Source organism: Bradyrhizobium sp. cf659, from assembly GCF_900113725.1.
GTDB lineage: Bacteria > Pseudomonadota > Alphaproteobacteria > Rhizobiales > Xanthobacteraceae > Bradyrhizobium.
Genome location: NZ_FOQJ01000006.1, coordinates 287,801 through 313,884 on the forward strand (window position 1 = coordinate 287,801; position 26,084 = coordinate 313,884).

Here is a 26,084-nt window from a genome sequence, read left to right on the forward strand (position 1 = left end):
TGGCGTCGAGACTGTTTGCCACCGGAATTGGAGCGCCGGAGGGGCCCGTGTGCCTGCCCGATGGATCAATGTATGTGACCGAAATGTCCGCGTCGACCCTTTGCGTCACACGGCTTGACCCTCGCGGCAATCGCAGGGTGATCCGGACGACGGGCGGGCGTCCGAACGGGTTGACGACTGATGGCCACGGTCGGATCTGGATCGCAGAAGCAGGCCTCCGGGCGCTGATCTGCATCGACGAAGGCGGAAACGAGATCCGGCGCATGCAGGGCGAAGGTACGGATCGCTTCCTGTTTCCGAACGATCTTTGCTTCGGCCCGAACGGACTGCTCTACATGACCGACTCCGGCATGGCGGCTGAAGATTTCATCAACGGCCAGGCATTCGTCGACGGCTATATGGACCTTGATTGGGACGGCCGTGTGTATGAGATCGATCCGGCGGCCATGAAGGTCGTACGCGTGCTCGATCGCAAGATCCGCTTCACCAACGGCATTGCCTTCGGTCCCGACAATCACCTCTATGCCAACGCATCCTTTACCGGCGAGATCTACCGATACGACGTGCTTGGCGAGGCCGCGCCGAAACGGATGGTCTTCGGCAACGTCCTGCAACCTGATTCTAATCCCGATTTCAAAGGACCGGATGGAATGGCCTTTGGTACGGACGGGCGGCTCTATTGCACGGTCTATAACCAGAAGAACGTCACTGTCCTGGATCGCCAGGGTGAGGTTGCCGAGCGTCTGATCCTGGATGGGCCGCAGCCGACGAATTGTGCCTTTGCGCTCGAAGGCAAGCAGCTGCGCGTCACTGAAGTCGGCAAGGGCCAGGTCGAAGAGATCGATATGCCCTGCGAAGGCCTGCCGCTGCACCTCCCGAAATTCGCCTAACGAAATGTCTCGCGGTTTGTCCCGCAAGGCGTTCAGGCACGAGGTCAAAGGAAGCCGATCGATAGCCAGGGCACGGCTGCCACGATCAGTGTGCCGATCAAGAGCGCGACCATGTAGCCCACGATCGGCTTCATTCCCTCGTCAGGGTTGATGCGGCTAATGGCGCACGCCGCGTAGTAGCCGACGCCGAAGGGCGGCGCGAACAGGCCGATGCCCATCGCGAGGACGACCACCATCGCGTAGTGGACGTCGTGCACCCCCACCTGCCGCGCAATGGGGAACAGGAGCGGGCCGAACAAGACGATGGCCGGGATTCCTTCCAGAACACTGCCCAGAATCACGAAGGTCACGATCGTCACCGCCAGGAAGACGGGGACTCCGCCGGGAAGGCTGGTCATGAACTTTGCAAGAGAGGCGGAAAATCCGGACTGGGTCAGCGCCCAGGCCATGCCCGTCGCCGCGCCGATGATGAGCAGGATCGCGCCCGATAGCGAGGCCGTCTCGACCAGCATCGGATAGATGCGGCGCCAGTCGAACTGCCGATAGATGAAGAGACCCGCACAGGCTGAATAAAGGATCCCGATGGTCGAGACCTCCGTTGCCGTCGCAACGCCTTCGACGACGGCGGTCCGGATCACGAATGGCAGCGCAATGGCCGGAATCGCGATCACGAAGGCGCGGCCAATCTGCCGCCCCGTGGCGCGTTTGACGTGAGACAGATCCTCGCGGCGGTATCGCCACCAAACGACGGCCGCAAGCATGACCGCGAGCACCACGCCCGGAAGCAACCCGCCGGTGAACAGCGCCGAGATCGACACACCGGTCACCGAGCCGATCGTGATCAGAACGAGCGACGGTGGAATCGTCTCAGTCTGCGCCCCCGTAGCGGCCAGGAGCGCAACGAGATCGCCAGGCTTAGCGCCCCGCTGCCGCATCTCGGGAAACAGCACCGGCGCCACCGCAGCCATGTCCGCCGCCTTGGAGCCGGAAATGCCCGAGACCAGATACATCGCCCCGACCAGCACGTAGTGCAGTCCGCCACGCACGTGGCCCAGAAGGCTTGCAAGGAGGCTGACCATGGCGCGCGCCATGCCCGTCATCTCGATCAGAAGGCCGAGAAAAACGAAAAGAGGCACGGCGAGCAGAATCAGGTGGCTCATACCCTCGTCCATTCGTCCGATTATCACCACGTCGGGCGTGCTGGTTGTCAGGGCAAGATAGCCGACCGTGGCGAGGCCAAATGCAAACGCGATCGGCACAGCCGCAAAGACCATCGCGCCGACCACGAAAACGAAGAAGATCAGAAGATTCAGATTGCCTAGCGGCTTCAAGATGGGCGCCAGCAGAACGAACGTTCCAATGATGCCTGCGACGATCGCGAGCGAAGCCAGCAAGCTGCGCAGGCTCGCGATGCGGATGAGCCGGAGGACCGCGGCGATCAGCATCAGTCCGAGTCCGATCGGCAGGGCCGCCGCGCGCCAGCTGTTTACGATCTCGAGCGCCGGCGTGGTGACGAATGCCTCGTCGGCGGCGAATTCATAGGCCGGCCACACGACGAGCGCGAGGAACGCCAGCGATGCCGCAGCCGCCGCGACATCCAGGAAAGCGCGAACTTCCGTTCCGAGAATCCCGACGATCGCGGTCATCCGCATATGCTCGCCGCGCTGGAACGCAATCACCGATCCAAACATGGCAAGCCAGAGGAAGAGAATGCCGGCAAGTTCATCCGACCAGACGATCGGCGAACGGAACACGTATCTGGCTACGATGCCTGCGGACAGAACCGCGATCTCGGCCAGCACGAGTAACGCCGCCGGTACTGCGACGACGTGACCAAGCACCGCATTCGCTTTCACTATCCAACTGCGCGAGCCTGCTTGAGACGCGCAGACTGCCATACCGGCATCTGCGTGCGGCGTATGGCTCACGCTGGTCATGACAGTTGGCCCGCGACTTTTTCGAGCTGCGACCATGCCTCCTCGCCGAACTTGCCTTTCCAGTCTGCGTAGAAACTGGTCTTGGACAGCGCCTGGCGGAACGCGGCACGATCGACGTCGATAAATTTGAGTCCCTTGGCGGAGAGATCGGTGCGCAGCGACTGGCTGAGCTTTGCGATGTCGGCACGCTGGTCGATGGCAGAGCGGTCGAGCTCGCGAGTCACGATCTCCTGCACGTCCTTCGGAAGGCGCTCGAAGGCGCGCTTGTTCCCCAGGACCCAGTAGCCGTCCCAGACGTGCCCGGTCAGGCTGCACGTGCTCTGCACCTCATAGAGACGCGCGGTCCCAATAATGGGCAGCGGATTCTCTTGACCGTCGACGACTTTGGTCTGCAACGCCGAATAGACCTCGTTGAAGTTGATCGGCGTCGGCCCGGCTCCGAGCGCCTTGAAGAGTGAGGTCAAAAGCGGCGCGGGCGGAACACGGATCTGGAAATTCTTGAGATCTTCCGGCGTCCGCACCTCGCGGCCGGACGAAGTCACCTGACGGAAGCCGTTGTCCCAGGCTTTCGAAACCGCCATGATCGGCGTCGTGGCAATCTGCGCCCGGATATAGGTGCCAAGGTCACCGTCCATCGCCTTCCATACGCTGTCGTAGTCGGCGAACGCGAAGCCTGTGTTCACGATGCCTGCGCTGGGCACCAGAGTGGCAAGGATCGAGGACGATTGATTGAAGAATTCGACGCCGCCACTGCGGACCTGGGTCAGAAGCTCGGTGTCAGAGCCGAGCTGGTTGGCCGGAAACAGCCTGATCTCGAGCCGGCCGCTTGTCGCCTCGCGGATGCGGTCGATCGCTTCCTGCGCCCGGATATTCACCGGATGGGTCGGGTCCTGCCCTGTCGCGAACTTGTAGACGAACTCGGCGGCGGACGCCGGACGGGTCAGAATTCCGCAGAGAGGTACGGCCGTGGCAGCCATCAACAACGAACGGCGGCTAATGCTTCCGGGCTTCGAGACAGTCATGTTATCCTCCAGATCCTGCTTTGAATTTGCTGCCCGCTTCATCGCCGGCATGCGGGTGTTCGGACTCTTCGCCCTCCGGCTCTCGACCGCCGGCAATTGGGCATGAGCCATCGCTCGCCGCCGCAACAAGCGGCGGGCGTAGCTCTTCGCAAGGCTTGGCTTGGTTGGCGCTTAACGCCCGTAGACTAAAGCCACTGCTTGATCTGCCTTGCGACCTCTGCAGTGGAAATCCCGTAGCGGTCGTGCAAGGTCGGAAGTGCGCCGGCGTCAAGAAATTCGTCCGGCAATGCAATTTGGCGGAAAGGCGGATGGACGCCTGAACGCATCAGAAGTGCGGCAACCGCCTCGCCAAGACCACCAATCGTTGTGTGGTTCTCGGCAACGACGACAAGGCGGCCGGACTTGCCGGCCTCACGCAAGATCATGTCGGCGTCGAGCGGCTTGATGGTTGGAACATGCAGCACCGCGATATTGATGCTGTCGTCCTTCAAGATTTGCGCGGCCTCTAGCGCACGCATTGTCATGATGCCGGATGAGATGACGAGGGCGTCCTTCCCGTCACGGATCAGCTTGGCCCTGCCGAACTCGAATTTGTAATCATATTCGTCCAGCACGACCGGAACCTGTCCGCGCAGCAGGCGCATGTAGACCGGCCCCTGATGCGCCGCAATCGCGGGCACCAGCTGCTCGATTTCGTGGGCATCGCAGGGATCGATGACCGTCATGTTTGGCATCGCGCGAAACAGCGCGAGGTCTTCCGCGGCCTGATGGCTTGGGCCGTAGCCCGAGGTCAGGCCTGGTAATGCGCAGACGATCTTCACGTTGCGGTCTTCCTCCGCGATCGTCTGGTGTATGAAGTCATAGGCCCGCCGCGACGCGAACACGGCGTAAGTGGTCGCGAAGGGCATGAAGCCTTCGGCGGCAAGGCCTGAGGCGGCGCCGAACAGAAGCTGCTCGGCCATGCCCATCTGGTAATATCGGTCCGGGAATTCCTTCGCGAAGATGTGCAGGTCGGTGTATTTGCCGAGATCGGCCGTCATGCCGACCACCTCAGGGCGGCGGCGCGCGAGTTCGACGAGCGCGTGTCCGAAGGGCGCAGGTTTGGTCCTCTGTCCCTCAGACGCGATCGAGGCAATCATGGCTGAGGTGGTCAGGCGCGGCTTGCCCGGCTGAGGTGCTGATCTGACGGTCTTCATGCCTGCCTCCCAGCTTCCAGTGCGGCAAGCGCGAGCTGCCATTCGTGCTGCTCGACGCGGATGAAATGGCTCTTCTCGCGCTGCTCGAGGAAGGGAACACCCTTCCCCATCAACGTGTCGGCGACGATCATCCGCGGCTTGGGCTCGGGATGGGAATTGGCCGCGTCGAAGGCGGCAACCACGGCATCGAGATCGTTGCCGTCGATGCGCTGCACGAACCAGCCGAAGGCCTGAAGCTTTTCGACCAGCGGCTCGAACGCCATGACTTGCGTCGACGGGCCGTCCGCCTGCTGGTTGTTGACGTCGACGATGCCGATCAGATTGTCGAGCTGGTAGTGGCCTGCCGACTGGATGGCTTCCCAGACGGAGCCTTCATCAAGCTCGCCGTCAGAGAACAAGGTGTACACCCGCGCCTCGGATTTCTTGCGCTTGAGCCCTAGGCCCATGCCGACAGCGATGCTGAGCCCAAGCCCGAGCGAACCGCCGGACATTTCCATCCCGGGCGTGTAAGAAGCCATGCCCGACATCGGCAGGCGGCTCTCGTCGCTGCCATAGGTTTCGAGCTCTTCCTCGGGGATGATCCCCGCCTCGATCAAGGCTGCGTAGAGCGCGATGGCATAATGCCCGTTGGAGAGGAGAAAACGGTCTCGCTCTTCCCAGGACGGATCTTCAGGCCGGTAGCGCATCGCATGGAAATAGGCGACGGCGAGGACGTCGGAGATGTCGAGCGCCTGAGCGATATAGCCCTGGCCCTGGACTTCACCCATGCGCAGCGCATTGCGGCGAACGTTGTAGGCGCGGTCCGCCAGCTTTGGCGAGTTGGTAAGTGTGTTGGTCGACGTTTCCATGGTTCGGACCCTGTCTCGCTGGCTCAGTGGATGAGCATGCCGCCGTTGACGTCGATCACGGCGCCTGTCACGTAGGCGGACAGATCCGATGCCAGGAAAGTGTATATACCGGCGACGTCGTCCGCCGTGCCGAGACGATTGAGCGGAATGCCTTCCAGGATCTTCGCTCTCATCTCATCGGTCAGCTTTCCTGCCGTGATGTCGGTGCCGATCAGGCCGGGCGTGACGCAGTTGACGCGGATGCCGTCGGGGCCGAACTCACGGGCCATCGCCTTCGCGAGACCAAGCACGCCGGCCTTCGCCGCCGAATAGTGCGGGCCGCCAAAAATTCCACCGCCGCGCTGGGCCGAGACCGACGACATGCACGCGATCGATCCAGACTTCCGTGCGCGCATATGCGGGATCACGGCCTGGGAGAGGAACAGAACGCCCTTGAGATTGACGTCCTGAATGCGATCCCAATCGGCCGGAGATATGTCGAGGAATTTCACGGGCTGGGTGATGCCGGCATTGTTGATCAGGATGTCGATGCCCCCGAACGCTTCGACCACGCGGGCAACTGCCTGTTCGCAGGACAATTTGTCGGCGACGTTGCAGTGAAGCCCAATGTGGGACTTTCCAAGCGATGCCGCAGCATCCGCCGCAGCGCCGGCGTCAATATCGAGAATGGCGACCCGAGCTCCCTCGGCCGCGAACCGCCGGGCGGTGGCAAGCCCGATCCCGCGCGGCGAGGCCGCGCCCGAAATGATCGCCGTCTTACCGCTGAGCAGCATCAGTTCCTCCCGTAAATTGTTCTTTCTTGGCGCTTAGGAATGACCCTCCGACGGTGAACGGACAAGCGCGCAGTTGTCACGGATCGATGAATCTGGTTCACTTATGGGATGCTGTCGAATATCCCCATATCGGCAATTCGCGCTTTTGAAGCGGCCGCCCGCACTGGATCATTTCGCGATGCGGCGAATGAGCTTCACCTGACACCAAGTGCAGTCAGTCATGCCATCCGCAAGCTGGAGGGCACGCTTCGGACCGTCTTGTTCGAACGCAGCGCGCGCTCCGTGCGGCTCACGCCGGCCGGCGAAAACCTGATGCGTCACACCGGCGCGGCGTTCGATCAGCTCCGCCGCGGTCTTGAGGAAGTCGCCGCGCGCGGACCTCAACTGGTGCGCGTCCACTCAGCGCCCAGTTTTGCTGCGCAATGGCTGGCACCGCGGCTCGCACAGTTTCTCGCGGCTTATCCGAAGCTCGAAGTTCGATTGGCCGCCAGCACGGACTATGCGCGCTTCAGCAACGACGATTTCGATATCGATATCGTTTACGGCCCGCCACGCGCGGAGGGCGTCGAAATTGTCCCTCTCCCGGAGGAGACGGTCACTCCCCTCTGCTCCCCTGCGCTCGCAAAATCGATCAGGAAGCCTGCCGACCTTCTCGATCAGACGCTGATCCGCTCCGATGTGAAGCAGGTTCAGTGGCACCAATGGTTCACAGCCAACGGATTGGAAGCACCTGCACTCCACGGCATGAGATTCGACCGCAGCTTTCTTGCAATCGCGACGGCTGCCGAAGGTTTGGGCGTGGCGTTGGAATCAACGCTTCTGGCCGAACGCGAACTAGCGAGCGGGCGATTGGTGGCTCCATTGGCGGGACGCGCCAACGATATCCGCTACATCGGTCACCGATTGATCTACCCGCGCGCAAGCCGACAACGATCGTCGGTGCGAGCTTTTGCGGATTGGGTCGTGGCCCAACTCGGCGGCGGTGACATCCGCTCCTCGCAGTGAGCCACAGTGCTGGTCGATGATCATCGCAACCAAACGAGGAGCGTCCGCTATGCGCCGCGCTGCCGTTACTGCCAAACACAGGTCTTCCACGCGGGTCCAGCCGACCTCGGCACTCGATCCTGAAATAGTCGGCGAGGTGCTGGCTGCGATCCAGCAGCTTGCGACCAATGGCATGGCCACGATCTGCCTGACCCATGAAATGGGCTTCGCCCGCGAGGTGGCCGACGAGGTCTGGTTCATGGAACGCGGGGCAGTGGTCGAGCGAGGCAAACCGGCGGACCAGATCAACAACTCCGCGCATCCCCGGTTGCAATGTTTTCTCCGAACGGTCGCGTAGGGCAGTTGTCCAGCTTTTCGTCAGTTCGCCGCTCGCCCGCTGCACTTGAGGCGCACGCCACCTGCCGCATGCCACTTGCGATGTGGACAGGCCGCACTTGAATGGGAAAGCCGAATTCAGGTGATCGCGCGCTGGGAGCCCACGGCAGACCGCTGCATTAACCATCTTTGAGCGGTCCGGCTGGCAAAGCGGCTGGCCTAGAGGCATATTTGTTTCAGCTTCACGGATCACGCGAAGCGACCAATGCGGCTGCCGTCCGGTCTGGAACACCGAACGACAGCCTAACCACAACCGACTAAAGGAGAGTCGACCATGGCTAATTGTCAGTATATCGCCGATTCGGCACGTTTACCCCAGCCCCACATCCTGCGCCAAGACCGCCCCGCCTCGACTTCCGCGAAACGCGCGCGCGTTCTGGAAGCCGGCACGCCGCCGTCGTCCGCGACCAAGTTCATGACCGCGGCCTAGGAAACGGTCGCAGGTTTGGCCTCGTGAAGCGCCAACAGGCGCCAGAGAGCGACCCAACTTGCGCTGTGCTCTTGCATTCGGCGAAGCCCATGCATGCTAACGGCGCCTTTGGCTTCGGTCGTGTCCGGCTCATTAGCCGGCTCGCCATCGATCGCTCAGCTCACGACGTCGACCCGCGACCCCTGCTAAAAAAGGGGTATCTATTATGTCATTCACTACCGAACTGCTCTCGCCTCGGGCGCCGTGCACGACAAAAGTCTATCGACCGCTCGGAGGTATCGCCGGCCCGCGCCTAGTGCGAGATGCCGCAAGCCGTGTTGCGGTTTGCGCCATCCCTTTGGCCCAAGCCGCTCATATCGCGGCGCTGGCCGCGGGCCCCGCCGCGTACGTGTTGATGAGCCATGACACGGCCTATTTCGGCGAAACCTCCAACGCAAGCACTCGCATCAGCAAGCATCTCTCAGACCCGACAAAGGCGTTCGCTCGCATCGCATACATCGTGACAGGCTATCCGGAACCGTGGTCGAACAAGGGTCCCGCCATCTATTTGCAATACCACCTGTGGGAGATCGCGCGCACGGCCGGGTTCGTGAACATCGCCAATGACCGCACACCGCAAATGCCAGTGGTGGGGGAGGACGAGCGCGGCGAATTGCAGTGGCTCCTTGAGCACGCGCGTCAGCAGCTGTTCGACGCGGGCTGCCTGGCGCTCGACTCGAACTTCGATAGCCTGTGCCGTGTCGCTTCGCCGACTGACCTGGAGGACGATCCTATCGGCCCTCATGATAACGACCCGATCCGAATTGACGTCGTCGCCACCCCGCCTGCCGGAAGCGAGCTTGAGCTGAATTACGTGGGTCTGTGGGCTCGCGGCTACCCGACCGCCGACGGCGGCTTTGTCGTCATGCCGGGCGCTGAAATGCGAACTCCAGTCAACGGGAGCGCCCATGAAATCGTTAAGACACGTCGCGACGAACTGAGAAACCAGAAAGCCCTCGTGCCTATACCGGGCATTGCCAATCGGGAGCGGCTACTAGTCGCCGTATGGTTTCCTTCCCCCGCCATCGCTGCCAAGGTGGTCACCGGCGCTCACGCCGCGGCCCGGGTCTGGGTCCGGCGGCGCTTCCCCCAACCGATCATCATTGCGAAGTAGGGGAGCGCTCAGATGCCTGTTTTGATCAATTCGAGCGACGACGCTTGGCCCTTCTGCGCTGAAGACGGTCCGCCTTTGGCATGGTGGCGGATGCTGCCAATGCATCATTTCCGCGATGCCGAGCACCTCCTGGTGCGGAACGCTCTGGAAAGAATCGCCGTGATCCATGGTGGCGAACAAGTCGCAGCTGCTTTGCGGGGTGATCCTGCGGCTGCGATCGCCGCAGCGCTCTCGCTCGTGCCAATACGTGAGGTGTCACTGTCGATCGACATCGCGATGACTGCCCTGCTCCGCTCCGCCCTCAACAACGACGCTGCGGCCGCACTTGTGCTGTCGCACGTGATTGGACGCGCTGAGCTCGACCATCCCTTCGCCGCTGAACTCGCCACATCATGGCTCGCACACCACTTTCGTGACGCGCGTGATCCACATCGGTTTGCTCAGGCAGAAGCTGCACTCTCGGGCTTCTTGCGCCAAGAGGAGAGCGGCACGTGAGCACAAATAACCGCGGTGATAACGACGACTTCGATCTGCCTGCGCCGGAAGACGCGGCCTCAACCGGTGCAGCGGCCGATTCGGGCGATTGGGACGAGCGTCTCAAAGGTCTGCCACGGCTTCTGCGCTACGCAAAGCTCATCATCGACGAGGCCGATCATATCAAGGAGCGGCTCATCGCGGAAGTCGACGAACTCTGCCCACAGTTGCCACATAACCTTGCATGGGCCACTGGCAGATCGCTCGAGGCCGCATTGGCACTCGCGAATGAACTTGACCGCCTCGCTGCCGCCAAGAACGAACCGGTGCTTAGAGGTATTGCCGATAGCATCCGGCTTGTGAGCTTGCCGACACCGTCCACCGACGAATACTTCGAGCTACACCGCAGGGTCGGCAAAGCCCTCGTGCAGGCGCTGCAGGTAGGTGTCCGGCACGCCGACGAGGAGCTCTGCAGCGACCTCGAAGCGTTCACCTACGGTTGGGCTGCGCTGCCGGCTTGCACCCACGTTCTGCCGGAGATGGTCTCAGCAGCTTCGAACGCCGAGAGGCTTGGATATCGCATGGCGGAGCATCGCCTCATCGCAGCCAAGGCTGAAATTCGACGCAAGTGGAAGGAAGCGGAAGAGCGGAGGAATACAGAGAAGGACGAGGACAGGGCCACGACCGCCGAGCAACAGACCGAGGCGGCCGTAGACACCGTTCCCGAACACCATCTCGTGGTCGCGCGTCTGTCCGAAACGGAAATGAAGAGCCCGAAGCTCAAGGAAATCATCGGTCCGTTGAAGAACGTCATCAATGCCGCCTTGCCTCTCGTGCAAACGCCGCCATTGCACGAGGCGCGCAATGCATTGATGTTCGAATTCCCCTATGCCATGGACGTGATTGACTTCGCGCTTGCGGATCTCGTCGGGCGAACCACCGTGCACGTGCGCCCACTCCTTGTGGTGGGTGACGCAGGAGGTGGTAAGAGCCGGTTCGCGCGCCGGCTCGGTGAGGTGTTGGGTCTGCACGTTTGGCGGACCGACGCCAGCCGTTCCGACGGCGCTATGTTCGGAGGGACGGACCGGCGCTGGTACTCGGCCGAGCCGTGCCATCCGTTTCTGGCTGTCGCGCAAGGGCGCATCGCCAACCCGCTTGTGCTCATCGACGAGGTCGAGAAGGCCGCAACCCGATCCGACTACGGTCGACTGTGGGATTGCTTGCTCGGTTTTCTTGAGGTGGAAACGAATTGCCGCTATCCGGACCCTGCGTTGCAGACCAATCTCGACCTCTCGAAGGTGTCGTATATCGCGACGGCCAATCGGCTTGATCCACTGCCGAGCCCAATCCGTGACCGCTTCCGTATAGTGACTTTTCCCAAGCCGACCGCGAAAGATCTGGACGCATTGCTGCCGGCTGTGATCGCTGACCTCGCAAAAGAGCGCGGCCTCGACCAAAGCTGGGTGACGCCCCTCGATGGCGTGGAGCGCGAGGCCGTTGCGAAGCACTGGCCCGGCGGATCGGTCCGCCGCCTGCGTCGCGTTGTCGAAGCGGTCCTGCGCGAACGCGACGTCCACGCGTCGAGGAACTGATCATGGAGGAACACGGCTCAGGACGACCACGGCCGCTATTGCCTCGACCGCCGCATTTGCGCGGGATAACCCGCCCGCAAGGCTTAAGTGGCGCACACGCACCGGGTACTATCCCGGTCAATTCTCAGAGAACCGATGCCATGACCGATCCCCAGATCGTCTGCCCCAACTGCCGAACCGAAATCAAGCTGACCGAATCGCTTGCCGCTCCCCTCATCGCCGAGACGCGCCGCAAGTTCGACCAACAGCTTGCGGCGAAGGAGGAAGACTTTGGCCGGCGCGAAGCGCTCCTCAAACAGGCAAGAGAGGAAATCGCGAAAGCTCGCGAGGCGGTCGACGAGCAGGTGGCGGCCAAGCTGAAAGCGGAGCGGGCGAACATCGCTGAAGCGGAAGCCAAGAGAGCGCGTCTGGCGGTCGCCGACGAGCTCAGCACCCGCGACCAGCAGTTGGCCGATCTGCAGCAGATGCTCACGACCAATGGCGAGAAGTTGGCTGCAGCCCAGAAGATCCAGGCGGACATGCTTCGCAAGGAACGCGAGCTCGACGACGCCAGGCGGGAAGTCGAGCTCACGGTCGAGACCAAGGTCCAGGAGGCGCTTGCTGCCGTGCGCGACAAGGCGAAGCTTGATGCCGAGGACTCGTTCAAGGCAAAGGTCGCCGAGAAGGAGGCCCAGATCGCCGGCATGAACCGGCAGATCGAAGAGCTCCGCCGCCGGGCCGAACAGGGTTCCCAACAGCTGCAAGGCGAAGCCCTCGAGCTCGAACTGGAATCTCTGCTCCGTAACCATTTTCCGCGCGACCTCATTGAGCCGGTCCCGAAAGGCGACTTTGGAGGCGATGTTTTGCATCGCGTCTCCGGTCCTGGTGGGCAGACTTGCGGCACGATCCTCTGGGAATCAAAGCGAACCAAACGCTGGAGCGACGACTGGCTGACCAAGCTTAGGAGCGACCAGCGCGCCGCCAAAGCGGAGGTCGCCCTCATTGTCTCCAGCGTCCTGCCAAAGGACGTCGAGACCTTCGGTCTCGTCGACAACGTCTGGGTGGCAGAGCCCCGGTTTGCCGTCCCCCTGGCGATCGTGCTCCGGCATGGGCTGATCGATCTCGCCGGCAGTAGGCAGGCCCAGGAAGGCCAGCAGACCAAAATGGAGATGGTGTATTCCTACCTGACGGGCCCCCGCTTCCGCCACCGCATCGACGCGATCGTCGAGAAATTCACCGACATGCAGGCCGACCTCGACCGCGAACGCAAGACGATGATGCGGCTATGGGCCAAGCGCGAGGAGCAGCTTCGAGGCGTGCTCGATTCCACCGCCGGCCTCTACGGCGACCTTCAGGGTATCGCCGGTCGGGCAATGCAGGAGATCGAGAGCCTTGATTTGCTTATGATCGAAGCCAAGGGCGAGGCAGCCGAGTAGATTGGAGCTCATCTCAGTTGTATTTGAGTACTGAGCGATCAAACCTTATCAGTCGGTCAACTGGCCTTGTCGCCAAATACTCTGCTTGCGACCACACCTCCCGGTCTGCAGCCCGGCTACGTTTTTACGCTTGTCACTGTTTTGCCTACGGCTGGGAACTGCGCGCACAAATGGCGGAGGTCTCCGGGACCATTCGTGAGCGTGGCAGGACCGGTCTCGATGAGGCAGCACTGCGCTCTTGAGTGCTGCTTGCTTCACGCCGCTAACGAGCTACCTACGAGCAGCAGCATCGCCCGGCCCAAGGCGGCTACCATCCTGGGATCGCGTTCGCACAGAGCTTCCATGACGGTTCGGACATCGAGGGCCTCGCTCTCTGCTGTGGCATAGGCGAACCTCGTAGCCACCTTGCCGATCTCGCGATAATAGGCGGTGAGATCTTCGTGGGCGGCGCACGCCCTCATGGCGCATAACATCAGCGGAAGTATCTGCTTGGACTTAGAATTGCTGGTCACCAAGCGCAGGCATCGCGTGATGACCGCGTCCGCGAGCGTCGCACTTCTCGTCGTGGTGGCGACGTAAGCGCAGCACGTGAGTATCAATCGGGCGGACTGAGGCGAGGCAAGCTCCTCGTTCGACCCTTCTAACAGCCGCATCATTTCATCAATATGGCTGATATCGATCCCGCCTGCGTATGCGATAATCAAAAGACCTGGGGCTTGCTTGAACGAATCGCGCTTTTTGAGAAGTTCCTGAACCGTTTGGATGTCCGCTTCTCTGCGCTGGGTTGATGAAGCTGGCCGAAATCCATCAAGCGGGCCAGGAAAAATCGCCGACATTTTTGGATCGATTTGGTTGAGCGCGGTTTCGATAGGCTTTGTCCAAGAGACAGGCGCCTTTCTCTTGCCGAACCGGCCAAGCGCTCTAAGGCATCGACCAACTATCTCGGCCCTAATCGAATCCGGGCCAATCCACTCTGAATCCCAGCGAGGCTCTTCTCGCAGATCGGGGACGGCTTGCCATGTGTAGGCACCACTAAATGCCTCTACCGCCCATTCCAAGAACTTCGTTGTATCTTTAATATTGGACAGTGCATTCGTAAGCACACCGGCGTGGGCAAGAACAGCCAAGCGAAACCAGTAGAGAGGTGCGTTAAGCTCATTTGCGAGGGACCTCAAACGAGTGCTTGTTATGACAGCGCACGCCGAGAACATCTCACATCGCTGACCAAGCCAAGAGGGGTCTTTAAATAGCCTTTCCAAGAAGCGCCGTCCCATCGCCAATGCAGCCTCGTCGCCGGCGCGATATCTCTCCACACAGATTTCAAAGCCGAACAGCAAAGAAAATGGGTCAAATGCAGCAAGCAGCAACTCAGTCTGGGCCAGCGATATGCGGGGCATCTCGCTCAACGGCATTACGTCGTCCGATAGACATCCATAGGCGAGCCGCCGCAACCCGACATCTCCTTTGCCCAACATGAAGCTACGGAAAGAGGCATGCTGGTCTCGTGCATGCTCGGAAAGGGTGCTGCTGCTGCGGATTGGTCCGACCAGACGTTCAAAGTAAAGCCGGTCACGCGGGACCATATTGTCCCCATTTAGGTTCTGCGGTTTCGAGAGTGATGCAACAAAGGCCTCGGGCGTCTCTCGTGTGGCTTCCGTTAATTTGACGAACTCTTCCTCCTTGAGTGGGCCAGTTCTTAGGAGTTTCTGCCAGGCCTTCTCCTCATCGCGGAGCAAGGGATGGTTCTTAAGCATCCGCGCCAACGTGGCTGTTCGCTTGCTTTGAAACGTACTGAGAACGCTGCCTTCAGGAAATCTCATGTTCAGACCGTCAAGGATTACCACCGGTATGCCGGTGCGGTCGATGGAAGTCTTGACTGTGGCACGTGATCCGTCTGCGAGGTTCAATTGCGCGGAGCGTTTCTTCGCTAATGCATTCCTTATGCACCTGACGAAGCTCGTCAGCTCGACCTCTTTGATACCGTTTAACGTCAATGCTGTTCTCAGCGGAATGCCAACTGCAGCTGCAAATCCGGGAAGATCGAGAAGATCCTTCTTAGTGTCGGGATGAGCAGTGAGAACCAGTCTCCTTACCACTGCTCGCCTGGCATCGATCGGATAGGCGTCCTTCGTTTCGACAAGGTCTCTTAGGAACTTGGCGATGTATTTGATGGACGAACGATACAAGGCGGGTTGCGCTGAACGGCAGTGCTTCAGTAATCGCTCCTCGACCCAAGTTCCGTAACGCCGCTCCTGCTCCACTCGTGAGAATGGGCTCGTGACGAGCATCGCCAGCTGGCTTGTGGCAATCTGTGTTGCTGCGCTCCATGCTCGCTCGTCCGCGGGCTGGCGTACCCAGGTGAGAGGATTTGGAAGGAGAGCTAGGAGCCAGTTGGCGCGGGCAATGGTCCCCGCAGAAAATCGTCGCTCACTCCAGATATCACGAAGAACCTGGAAGATCACTTGGCGCGAGTGATTTAACCACGGGGCCTCCGTGTCAACAAACGCATGATTTTCATACGCGATTGTAAGGCTGCGGCGTATAGCGGTCAGCTCTGGTGTCTCCACCAGATGGTCGCTCTCAATCTCCGCCCTAGCCAGCTCGTGCTTCAGCTCTTCGCGATTGAATGGCACGGGGTGATATCCCGCCGCCCGCAGCCGATGATGGTGTTCGTAGATCTGCGGCTCAGGCAGCTTTCCTCGACTGTTGAGTGCGCATATCAGGTCGAGGGTTGTAACGCACGGTACGGCTCGCTTCCCATCAGACCAGCGCCCCTCATGGATAAGGTAGCGGTCATCGCAAACAACGGCGTCTACCTCAGAAAGGTCTGACATGATGTCTACAGAGGGAAGTTTCTCTCCAACATTTTGTTCCTCGTCGCCCGCCGCGCTAGGCAGTTGCCGTCGAGCGGTGAAGCTTAGCCCTGACTGTGATTCAATCGCTGCGTTGAGTGTCGAGCGAATGCGCTCCACGGTGGATAAGAGGCCGGCGGAGGCCTCGGCGCTTTGGATTATTGAATCGCAGTGGCTTTCGACTTCCTCGTGAATGAATACATTCCTGATTTCTTGGGTAAGTGTGTCGAGCAAGCCGACATGGTGAAGGTACACGACCGAGAGTTGGTCCAAATACAAAACGGATCGCTTGGTTATTCGCTTCGACTTGAATGGCCAGCCCTGATCAACATGCGCTAGATAGGCGTTCGCTCCTTCCGCGACAGCGTTCGTGAGCCTACCTTTGAGAAAGCGCAGGACCTCCAGAGTGTCCGTGATGCAGTCGGAAAAGGCGCTCATGTCGACTTTCTCTTCGAGAAGTGAGCGAAGCTTGAAGACTGGAGCGCTGCGGACGACTATGGCCTTGTTTTCCCGCGCGGTGTTTAGCAGCTGATGCAGGTCTGGATCGATGTCGAGGGAAACTGTCTCGGCAACGCTCATCCGTTCTGATTTGATGATTTTCAGCCGCTTCTTCGCAATCAGGTCCTTTATATACCGAGCTTTGGCGACCTCGGACGGCTGACGGAAGCGAATGAATTGTCTGTCGATGAAAAGAGAGCTTAGGGTAGATGGCGCAATGCGGACTTGATCGAATGCGCCGATTACTTTTCCGAGTAAGCCCAAATAGTCGAGCGTGTAGAGTGCCGTGATATCGAGAGCGACCCTGCGCAGGCCGTCGAGATCATTGGGACCTCTTGCCCCTGAGAAGGCCAGTACGGGAAATTGCTGTTTTGGATTTGTTGTTCCTTGATTTCGTTTAGCGACACCAACATACAGCTCTATGGGTTGGCGGTTGACGACGCGGGCGGCCACATTGAGGGGGATCTGGGCTTGAGCTAGAAGGTCGTTCGCGTTCTCAACTCTCTCGTTCCACCCGGGCGTTCGGTTGACGATCTCTTGAAGCTTGACGTGTTGAATCGGGCCCGTTGGTCCAGAGAGTTCAACGGCTTTTTGAAACCACTCGTGCGCGCGTGATTCTTGGTATTCCTCGCCCCGATCGACGGAAAGTTGGTATGCGGCAAGGTAAGGTTCGGGTTTGTCGGGTGCAGCAGCGATGGCTGCATCCCTAAACTGGTCGACGTAGGGGCTGCCACATTCAAAGGCCAGGCGCGCGAGCCTTATAAGCGATACTGGGTCAAGTTGTGAAATGCGCGATACCTCACGCGCAACGATCGACTGGATATGCCCCCAATCTCCCGTCTCCATAGCCGTGTTAATATCCAGCTCTCGGTCGTTCGATTCGTGACGCTTGCCGACGAGCTCACGGGCAATAGTGCGTGCTTCCAGTACTCGACCGAGATGAAAAAGAGCCCATCCTTTGACCGAAGCAAATTCATCCTTTCTGGCATGAAGCTCCGGGTATTGGTCGGACAGCTCGATGATCTCCTTATATTGTCGTTCAGCGTAAAAGGCTTTCTGAGCGAGGTCGTAGTCCTCCTCCCGCTTATCTTCCTTGACAAGTATGGGCGCATACTTGGTGAGTTCTGCGAAATTCTTGTCACGGAACAGGCTGAGCACCAGCAGTCGCAGATGCGTGAGTTCCTTGTCGGTCTCATACAGATTGCGAACGCGCTCGGTCTCGTTGCCTTCCTCAACGGAAGCAATCAGCGCCCCTATGGTAGTGGCCGCTTGCTCGCTTAGAACCTTCTTGCGATGTTCTTTAACTCGTGCCTTAGCATCTTCAAACCGGCCAACGCGAGTTAAAGCTTCGGCTTCAATATGCGCGAGGATCTCTAGGGAGAGATCTTGGCGTGAAAATACCTCAGCATGATGCTTGTCGAAGTATTCCGCCAATTTTTTGACGTCTTGGCTGAACCAAGCCAGTAGAAATAAGGTGTACTGGTCATCAGCGGTGGCCTGGCCAAGCTCATGCTTCGCAGTCAATGAGCGCTGCAGAGCGTCGCGATTGAAAGGGATTTTATAGGCGAGGGCTAGTCGCACCCTGCGCAGCGTCTTGTCAGGATCTTTGATTTCTTCTTCAATCTGCCTTTTTGCATCCTGGACGGTCGACAAATCTTCGAGGCGCAGCCACAAGATCTGCTCATCGAGGTATGGGCCGTAGAGTGTTAAATTCAGTGGCCTTATGCTTGATCGCGCGGCTTCAAGCTCAGCGCGTGCTTTGGCAATGTTCGTTTGCGTTTGAGGGATACTCGCAAACTGCAGCATCCGTGGGTTAATCGGTAGGCCTTGGAACAGGACCCCTCGCTGATCACTAGGAAGGACGGCTGCGAGCAAAAGATTTGCCCGAATGGTTCTGAGTGCTGGAAAATCCTCTAGCCAGTCCGCTGATAGAGCTTCCGCCTCGGTGAGCGCTGTCTGATGGTCGCCTTCCTCCGCGCGGCGCAACAACAGATTGATTGAACCTGCGGCCCCGAGATCGCGAATGCTGTAACCTTCGAGGCGCATCCATGAGAGCGCTTCTGCGGCGCCTTGACGGCGAGCGATTACATTGAAGCGTGCGGCGCGTGCCTCAGGCCGGTCGAGTTTGCTCAGCCGTTTTAGAGTTTCGTCGCCATTGCCTTCCGCATCCGGCAACAGGGCGTGATAAAGCGACGTGTCACGCACACCGAGCCTTAGCGCCTCAGCATGGAAACGCTTGGCGTTGTCGATAGTCTCGGGTGCCAGATTTGCCCTTGCTGCACGCTCTAGCGCGTCTGCGCGGAGGGCGATGGGCGCCGCTACTAGATTTCCAGCGGTGACGCGAGCGGCTATCTCGCCAAACTCCTGCGCGATCTTGGTCTCACCAAACCCGCGCCTCTTATTTGCGCGTTCCAGCTCGACCTTGAGTTGGCTTTCCGCGAAATCAGGCGGCAGGGCGTAAGCTTGAACAGATGTTTGCTGCTGAATTTGGTCTGCGATGCCTTGAACCTGAGCGGCGGTCGGTTGGCCCTTTTGAGCCTGGGTTACTTTATTGAGTTGTGTTTGGAATGATTGGAGTGAGGGGCTCCAACCGGGATCGAATGCCTGCCGAGCACTGGGATATTCGTCAATCAGCTCTTCCAGTGTTCCCCAGCCCCAAACCTCAATTCGGATGTTCCGCTTCTTCTTGGCCTGATCAAGCGTGAGTTTCTGGGCAAGCTGATCCAGCGCTGTATCGTTCTTGGCCGTTGTAATGATGATGTATTCTTTTAGCTGCGGCGAATACTTGAGAGCCTTCTTTACCTCGGCGCGGACTTCATCTGCAGTCAGTGTGCTGGTCGGAGCTTTTTTCTTGCACTGAATGCCGACGATCTTGCTGACTTTTTCGTCGCGGTAACCGATCAGGTCCACGCCAAATTGTTCCTGCCCATCGCGCCCGAGGCGCTTGACCGAGGGGTCCTTTAGGATCTCTCGGAATAGGACAACCGCTTTGCGCTCGAAGTCCGCGTGATTCTTGGGAATAGGGATGTGGGTCGGCGTACTTCCTGCCATAATCTGCCAAACTTCCTTGACCGCATCCTCAATCGATTTTTTTACGAAACTGGTGCGGGCGGCCGGACACGAACCGGCACAGGCCTTGCGGCCCCACGGATTTTCTTACCACTTCGGCTTTCGCCGCCGCCCATTCGGCGTTCGTGGTCTGGACTGTCCCCTCACCTTGGCGATGTCCGCTGTCGGTACTGCGCGCCTAGTCTCCACACCTTGTCCCTGGTGGAGCTTTTCTCGGGATTGCCAGCTAAAGTTTTCTCGACTTTCAGTTCTGCTCCTAAAGTCTCCCCAGGGCGTTCGATGGTCGAATCCCCGTTATACAACTGACAATATCGGCAAACGGACTTTACCCTCAAGGTCACCGAAGTGCGATTGCACAACAATTCGGCTAAGGGCGGGCGATAAGGAGAGCGCCTTAGCGAAAGAGGCAAGCCGCTACAGGCTCGCAACAGTAGCCACCTCGGGCTCTTAAACGGGGGCCTTCGCCGGCAAAGCGAAAATGAAAACTGGTTGGAGGAAGGGATTCGATTCCCTGCCCCTGACAAGCTATCGTGATCTCGCATTATTCGGGGTCAAGACTGATAAGCTTTTGTTAGAAGCCTTATCAGTTCTGGATTGAGGCCGTTCGGCGCCCTCTTATCATGCCATGTGCTTCGATCGCGACGGCTGGGAAAACGGCGCAACCTCCTTCTTCAGAACCCACGGCAGCAGCTGGATTTCCTGAGGCTGCAAGTGGGCAGTCACCACTGGCAGCTTCTCCACGAACTTCAAGAGGGTCGCGATTTCATGCGGCTCGCAATAGCGCTCGCTGGTCTCGCTGTCGCCGCCATGGCCGAGCAGGTCGGCGCGATCCTCTTCAGCCACCAACCTCTTCTTGAGCTGGGAACCGAACAGGTGACGGACCGCATGAGAGCCGAGTCCCTTCTCGGTCACTCCGACGGACACCAGAATGGGTTTAAACTCCTTGTAAAATCGGTCGCCCAACGGGGATTGGCTGGAGGGGGAGTAAAGGTCGGGAAAGAGGAGCTTGTAACCGAGGACTTTGATGGCCTTGACGTAGGCGACGAAATTCAGCCGGAGCACCTCACTATGCAACGGGATATTCCGCTGCGACTGAGGGTTCTTGACCCGCCTCCGCTCGTTCTTGGCAATGTGGAGGTAAGGAATTGAGCCGTTATCGAGGATGACGTCATCCACCATCAGCCCGCACAGTTCTTCGCGGCGGCAGCCGGTGTAGTAGATGAGGATCGGCACGAAATAGAGCGCACAATGGAAAAGCTGGCGCATTCCATCCGGCCCCGGTTCGTTCAAGCGATCCCAAGCGGCGCAATTGTTGAAGGGGGGCGCTTGGAAGATGGCCGCAGCCTTGTCGAGCGGTAGCTTCGCCCTCTCGTCGCGTGCACGCTTCTTCTTACCCTTTGACCGAAGATCGACGAGTTTGATCTGGGCGAGTGCGTCAAATCCGCGGGCAGCCACGTGCCGGAAGATTTGAGCAAGGAAGGTGAGATGACGATTGACCGTGTCGCCGGCGATCCCGCGTTCGCCCACCGGGTGTTCCTGCGCTATGGCTCGGAGTTCGGCGATTGTCCGGCCTTCATCCTTGGGCGATTTGCCGTAGTTCTGGTAGATGTCCGACCGAAGGAAATCGACGAACTTCCCCATGTGATGTTGGCGCAGGGCCTCGATGCTCTCGACGTGTTGGTCCTGCAGCATGAACTTGACAAACAAGTTTGAAATGCTTCTCGCCTGCCGCTGGGTCTTGTCGTCCCAAAGAGCGTCTCTGGCATTCTGCAGGATGAGTTGCTCTGTGAACTCCGAGAAACGCGCCATGGGCACGGAGTGCGCTGAACGATCCTCAGTTGCCGGTGGATCGCTTTGGCGGACGTGGCTGGCGGCCTCCGGTCCCAAGATCGGCTTCGGTGGATCGCTCCTGGCGAGGAGCATGCGATCCACAAAGCCCTCATCCTCGACCCGGCTGCCTCCGTAGCGGCGATCGACCTCGGCCAGAGCAAGCTTCATTCCGCGGAAGTACGTCCCCTGCGCGACGTCAATATTCATCGCCGTTGGCCTGGCGCCGACCGCATCGACCATCCGCCCGAGGATATGCTGATTGGTCGGGACGATATCCTGGAACCGGAGCGTCATCAGATGGTGTTGCACGGCCTCAATATCGAATTCGGACAGTCCGTCGGCAGCCATGCGGACGCGATCCTCGGGGCGTACGACGGCAGCCACGCCCTGGGCATCGAGCAGGGCATAGCTCCAGAAGGCTCGCTTGTCGGCCATCCGTTCGCGCTCGAAATCGAACCCGGCCGAGCTCTTGGCGGCGTGCGCCACCCGATCGAGCTTCGTCAGATGTTTATCGACGACGCCGCGGAGCATTGTCTCAATTTGGGACCGTGACAGGTTCAGGTCGGCACTCTCGGCAAGCATCGCGGCATCTTCCAGGATCAAGTCAAGCTGAGCCCCCATCCGACGCGCCACGACGGGGTTGGTCGTTCGGAGGCTCAGAAAAAGATGCGGGCGATCCAGGATATTGGCAAGCGCGCGCGGTGCTCGGCGCCGCCAGTAATACACGGCATCACGACGAAAGATGTGGACGGCCATTGCAAAACACACCCTGTGCAGCAGCAGTGTGTCGCAGAGCTGTGCAGCAGCTCCCCAGCCAGGCCGGTTTCGTGAGTGATTTCAGGCGGAGCGGGCGACCTGGCTGGGGCGGGAGGGATCGAACCTCCGAATGGCGGAATCAAAATCCGCTGCCTTACCGCTTGGCGACGCCCCAACAGGCGACCGGGATCGGCGGAAGAACTGGCTACCGCAGATTCCCTTCGGTCGCAGCCGGTCTATAGGGTGCGGCGCGGCATTTCAACCGCCCGGAGGCGCAAAATACCACAGCGCCCGGGATCGGTCTCGCCACACCAATTACGCGCCACACTCTATTATAAGCCCGGGCGGAGGCCCTGTTCCGGGCCGGAGCTGTCCCGGCGTCCAGCCAGTTGAGACCTCCCGCGTTTCATGGGAAGACGGCGCCAATATCTGTCCACGGGAGTGAGCCATGACCTACCGCGCGCCGATCTCTGACATGCTGCTGTCACTCAATCATGGCGCCGGCCTGAAGGCCGCCGTGGAAGCCGGCCATTACGGCGATTTCGACGCCGACATCGCGGCCGCCGTGCTGGAGGAAGCCGGCAAGTTCGCAACCGACGTGCTGGCGCCGCTCAACCGCATCGGCGACGAGCACGGCATCAAGCTCGACGCCGGGAAAGTCACGACCGCGCCGGGCTGGCCCGATGCCTACAAGCGCTGGACCGAGGGCGGCTGGAACGCGGTGTCCGGGCCTGAGGATTTCGGCGGCCAGGGCCTGCCGATCGCGATCAACGCCGCCTGCACCGAGATCTGGAGTGCCGCCAACGTCGCCTTCGGCCTGTGCCCGCTGCTGACCGCCTCGGCGATCGAGGCGCTGGATGCACACGGCAGCGACGAATTGAAGACGATCTATCTCGAGAAGCTCGTCTCCGGCGAATGGACCGGCACCATGCAGCTGACCGAGCCGCAGGCCGGCTCCGATGTCGGCGCGCTGCGCACCCGCGCCGAGAAGCAAGCCGACGGCACCTATCGCATCAAGGGGACGAAGATCTTCATCACCTATGGCGAGCACGACATGACCGACAATATCGTGCATTTCGTGCTCGCGCGTCTTCCGGACGCGCCTGCCGGCACCAAGGGGATTTCCCTCTTTCTTGTTCCCAAGTTCATGGTCAACGCCGATGGCTCACTCGGCGCGCGCAACGACATTTTTGCAAGTGGCGTCGAGCACAAGCTCGGCATGCATGCTTCGCCGACCTGCACCATGACCATGGGCGATCATGGCGGCGCGATCGGTTTCCTGATCGGCGAAGAGAACCAGGGCATGCGCTGCATGTTCACGATGATGAACCAGGCCCGCCTCGGCGTCGGCCTCGAAGGCGTCGGCGTTGCCGATCGCGCCTATCAGCAGGCGTTGTCCTATGCGCAGGAGCGCAAGCAGGGCCGCGCCGTCGGCAAGAAGGGCGACGGTTCGGACGCGATCTTCGTCCACCCCGACGTCAAGCGCATGCTGATGCGGATGCGGGCGCAGACCGCGGCGGCGCGCACCATCTGCTACGCCACCGCCGTCGCACTCGACGTCTCGACCCGCGCCAAGGATCCGAAGGTCCGCGCGAACGCAGCCGCGCGCGCGGCGCTGCTGACGCCGATGGCCAAGGGCTATTCCACCGATATCGGCAACGAGGTCGCCTATCTCGGCGTGCAGGTGCATGGCGGCATGGGCTTCATCGAGGAGACCGGCGCCGCGCAGCACTATCGCGACGCCCGCATCACCGCGATCTACGAGGGCACCAACGGCATCCAGGCGATCGACCTGGTCACGCGAAAGCTCGCGGCCAATGGCGGCGCCGCGGTGTGGGCGCTGCTCGACGAGCTCTCGGCCATCGTCAAGCAGGTCGAAGCCTCCAACGACCCCGCTTTCGGCACCACGGGCGTAAAGTTGCGCGAAGCGCTGGACGCGCTGACGCGCACCAGCAAATGGCTGCTGGAGCGCGTTACGTCCGCGCCGAACGAGGCGCTTGCCGGCGCGACGCCCTATTTGCAGCAGTTCGGCACCACGCTCGGCGGCTGCATGCTGGCGTCCGAGGCGCTCGCCGCGAAGGGCGACGGCCTTGCCGATGCGCCGCGCTATGTCTCGCTCGCGCGCTTTTTCGCCGAGAACATCACGGTGCAGGCGGGCGCGCTGGAGCGCACCGTGACGGAAAGCGCGGAGTCGGTCGCGGCCGCGGATGCAGTGTTGCTGGGGTAAGGTGCTGCGACACATTCGGTGTCGTCCCGGCGAAGGCCGGGACCCATACCGCGTGATCCATCGATGGAGCGCAGCTCGCAGTACCGCGGGAAGACCGCTTAACTGCTAGTCTTCGTCAAACTGCTTCCTAGGGTTATGGGTCCCGGCCTACGCCGGGACGACACCGTATTTTGACTCCCGCCTTCCCGCTTGCAGATCGTAGCGGGAACGGTCATCCCGGATTGCGCTTCGCTCCGTCCGGGCTACGAAGCTGCGAGCTTCGCCCGCCTCCCCGGCCGCCACAGCACGATGCCCGCGGCCACGAGATCGAGCACCACGCACATCGCAAACGCCGTCGTATAATTGCCGGTCAGGCTGCGCACGAGGCCGACGAGGCCCGGGCCGAAGGCGCTGACGACGCCGCTGATCGACGTGCCCAAGCCCATCGCGGCGGCAAAGGAGCTGGCGCCGATCTCGCGCTGGATGATCAGGGGCGGGAACGTGATCATGTTGCCGATCGAGAAGCCGTAGATGGCACAGCACACCAGCAGCGCCGTCGGGCTCGTGCTCTGCACCAGCACGAACAGCGCCGCCGCCTGGCTCGTCATCGACGCCGCGCAGGCGAGTCGCGGATCGAGCCGGTCGACGAACAGGCCGAGCGACAGGCGCCCGACCACCGCCATCGCGGCCATGATAGTGACGGCAAGGCCGGCGCTGGCGCGCCCGATCAGCGGTTCGAGGAACGTCACCTGGTGGATGATGAATCCCATCTGTGCCAGCAGCGCGATCGCGATCGGCAGCACCATGGTCCAGAACGCCGCGTTGGCGAGCAGCGCCTTGCGGGAATGAGCCGGCGCGGGCGTGTCACCATCGGCGGGGCGTTCAGCCGATGCCAATGGCGGCCCAGCCGGCCAGCGGATGAAGCCGACGACCACCGGCAGCACCAGCAGCACCATCACCATCGTGGCCGCGAGCATCGCCGAACGGAAGCCGATGCTGCCGGTCAGCGACAGCAACAGCGGAACGAGGACGATGCCGCCGCAGGTCGCGCCGTTGAAGGCGAGGCTGAGCGCAAGGCCGCGGCGCCGGTCGAACCAGGAGTTCAGCACCGTCGCGATCACCACGGTGCCCATGCCGGTCCAGCCGACCGACATCAGCGCATAGGCGAGATAGAGCTGCCAGGGCGTCTGCATCAGCGCCAGCAGCACGGTCGATGCGCCGAGCGCCGACAGGCCGCACAGGATCAGTGAACGCAGCCCGATACGGGCGAGCAGATCGTCGGTGAAGATGACGAGCACGGAGGTCAGGAGAAACGAGAAGGTGCTGGCCGCGGAGACCAGCGTGCCCGGCCAGCCATGGGCGCGCTGAAGCTCGGCGAGATAGACGCCCTGACCATACAGGCCGAAGCCGAACATGAAGAAGGCCATCAGGAAACAGGCCAGCACGACCCGCCAGCCGCGATAATGCAGCGAGGATTCGTCGACACCAGTTGCGGCAATCATCAATCGAGCAATCGGCCAAATGGAACAGCGCGATCGTGCACCACAACCACCGGTTTTTCAAATGAAACATTGTAGCCGTTTGTTGCAATGCGCAACGGCACATGACGCGCGATGCGGCGGTGCGATCCAACCGATCATGGTTCCTCGGACGGAATACCGCCGCGAAGGGCGGCGCATGCGCCGGGATCAAGGGAATCATCGTCGAAAAGGCCGAGCGGGCGGATTGGCACATCTGAAAGATGATGTAGGCTGATGCTTGCG

The 26,084-nt window shown here is 60.7% G+C and carries 18 protein-coding genes and 1 tRNA gene; 10 read left to right on the forward strand and 9 right to left on the reverse strand.

Annotation, left to right across the window (positions count from 1 at the left end; genetic code table 11):
- Positions 1-47: 47 nt before the first annotated feature.
- Positions 48-890: an SMP-30/gluconolactonase/LRE family protein gene (locus tag BM118_RS25480; RefSeq protein ID WP_244550249.1), complete on the forward strand. Its 843-nt coding sequence runs from the start codon at positions 48-50 to the stop codon at positions 888-890.
- Between the two features lie 44 nt (positions 891-934).
- On the opposite strand, the gene BM118_RS25485 is transcribed toward BM118_RS25480, so the two are convergent.
- The 5 genes from BM118_RS25485 to BM118_RS25505 form a co-directional block, all read right to left on the reverse strand.
- A complete protein-coding gene (locus BM118_RS25485) occupies positions 935-2,788 on the reverse strand; it encodes a TRAP transporter large permease (protein ID WP_244550255.1) in 1,854 nt (617 codons plus the stop codon).
- 35 nt (positions 2,789-2,823) lie between these two features.
- Complete coding sequence (locus BM118_RS25490) at positions 2,824-3,849, reverse strand: TRAP transporter substrate-binding protein (RefSeq protein ID WP_177234685.1); 1,026 nt, start codon at positions 3,847-3,849, stop codon at positions 2,824-2,826.
- Positions 3,850-4,034: 185 nt separating this feature from the next.
- Positions 4,035-5,045: a transketolase family protein gene (locus BM118_RS25495; protein WP_177234670.1), complete on the reverse strand. Its 1,011-nt coding sequence runs from the start codon at positions 5,043-5,045 to the stop codon at positions 4,035-4,037.
- Entirely contained in the window at positions 5,042-5,893 is an 852-nt protein-coding gene (locus tag BM118_RS25500) for a transketolase (RefSeq protein WP_092188454.1), read from the reverse strand. The genes BM118_RS25495 and BM118_RS25500 overlap by 4 nt, the downstream gene beginning before the upstream one ends.
- Positions 5,894-5,916: 23 nt before the next feature.
- On the reverse strand, positions 5,917-6,666 hold the full coding sequence (locus BM118_RS25505; RefSeq protein WP_092188456.1) for an SDR family NAD(P)-dependent oxidoreductase: 750 nt from the start codon (positions 6,664-6,666) through the stop codon (positions 5,917-5,919).
- Positions 6,667-6,774: 108 nt separating this feature from the next.
- Between BM118_RS25505 and BM118_RS25510 the strand changes: the two genes are divergently transcribed.
- From BM118_RS25510 to BM118_RS25540, 7 genes are all read left to right on the forward strand, one after another.
- Positions 6,775-7,671, forward strand: coding sequence for a LysR substrate-binding domain-containing protein (locus BM118_RS25510; protein WP_092188458.1), 897 nt, complete (start codon positions 6,775-6,777; stop codon positions 7,669-7,671).
- 49 nt (positions 7,672-7,720) lie between these two features.
- Complete coding sequence (locus BM118_RS25515; RefSeq protein ID WP_092188460.1) at positions 7,721-8,008, forward strand: ATP-binding cassette domain-containing protein; 288 nt, start codon at positions 7,721-7,723, stop codon at positions 8,006-8,008.
- 312 nt (positions 8,009-8,320) lie between these two features.
- On the forward strand, positions 8,321-8,476 hold the full coding sequence (locus BM118_RS41705; RefSeq protein WP_177234671.1) for a hypothetical protein: 156 nt from the start codon (positions 8,321-8,323) through the stop codon (positions 8,474-8,476).
- A gap of 205 nt (positions 8,477-8,681) precedes the next feature.
- Positions 8,682-9,629: a GIY-YIG nuclease family protein gene (locus BM118_RS25520; protein WP_177234672.1), complete on the forward strand. Its 948-nt coding sequence runs from the start codon at positions 8,682-8,684 to the stop codon at positions 9,627-9,629.
- A gap of 12 nt (positions 9,630-9,641) precedes the next feature.
- Positions 9,642-10,124 carry a hypothetical protein gene (locus BM118_RS25525; protein ID WP_092188463.1) on the forward strand — a complete coding sequence of 161 codons (483 nt, stop codon included), beginning with the start codon at positions 9,642-9,644 and terminating at the stop codon, positions 10,122-10,124.
- A complete protein-coding gene (locus BM118_RS41710; protein WP_177234673.1) occupies positions 10,121-11,695 on the forward strand; it encodes an AAA family ATPase in 1,575 nt (524 codons plus the stop codon). The genes BM118_RS25525 and BM118_RS41710 overlap by 4 nt, the downstream gene beginning before the upstream one ends.
- 140 nt (positions 11,696-11,835) lie before the next feature.
- Positions 11,836-13,110 carry a DUF2130 domain-containing protein gene (locus BM118_RS25540; RefSeq protein WP_177234674.1) on the forward strand — a complete coding sequence of 425 codons (1,275 nt, stop codon included), beginning with the start codon at positions 11,836-11,838 and terminating at the stop codon, positions 13,108-13,110.
- A gap of 254 nt (positions 13,111-13,364) precedes the next feature.
- Here the strand turns inward: BM118_RS25540 and BM118_RS25545 are convergent, their stop codons facing one another.
- From BM118_RS25545 to BM118_RS25555, 3 genes are all read right to left on the reverse strand, one after another.
- Positions 13,365-19,511 carry an HTH domain-containing protein gene (locus BM118_RS25545; RefSeq protein WP_092188465.1) on the reverse strand — a complete coding sequence of 2,049 codons (6,147 nt, stop codon included), beginning with the start codon at positions 19,509-19,511 and terminating at the stop codon, positions 13,365-13,367.
- A 636-nt stretch (positions 19,512-20,147) separates the two neighbouring features.
- A complete protein-coding gene (locus BM118_RS25550) occupies positions 20,148-22,115 on the reverse strand; it encodes a DUF6538 domain-containing protein (RefSeq protein WP_092188467.1) in 1,968 nt (655 codons plus the stop codon).
- Positions 22,116-22,215: 100 nt separating this feature from the next.
- Positions 22,216-22,290, reverse strand: a tRNA-Gln gene (locus BM118_RS25555).
- A gap of 273 nt (positions 22,291-22,563) precedes the next feature.
- Between BM118_RS25555 and BM118_RS25560 the strand changes: the two genes are divergently transcribed.
- On the forward strand, positions 22,564-24,342 hold the full coding sequence (locus BM118_RS25560; RefSeq protein WP_092188469.1) for an acyl-CoA dehydrogenase: 1,779 nt from the start codon (positions 22,564-22,566) through the stop codon (positions 24,340-24,342).
- A 242-nt stretch (positions 24,343-24,584) separates the two neighbouring features.
- On the opposite strand, the gene BM118_RS25565 is transcribed toward BM118_RS25560, so the two are convergent.
- Positions 24,585-25,823 carry an MFS transporter gene (locus tag BM118_RS25565; protein ID WP_092188471.1) on the reverse strand — a complete coding sequence of 413 codons (1,239 nt, stop codon included), beginning with the start codon at positions 25,821-25,823 and terminating at the stop codon, positions 24,585-24,587.
- Positions 25,824-25,924: 101 nt separating this feature from the next.
- On the opposite strand from BM118_RS25565, the gene BM118_RS42600 reads away from it, so the two are divergent.
- Positions 25,925-26,059: a hypothetical protein gene (locus BM118_RS42600; RefSeq protein ID WP_283806378.1), complete on the forward strand. Its 135-nt coding sequence runs from the start codon at positions 25,925-25,927 to the stop codon at positions 26,057-26,059.
- Positions 26,060-26,084 lie beyond the last annotated feature (25 nt).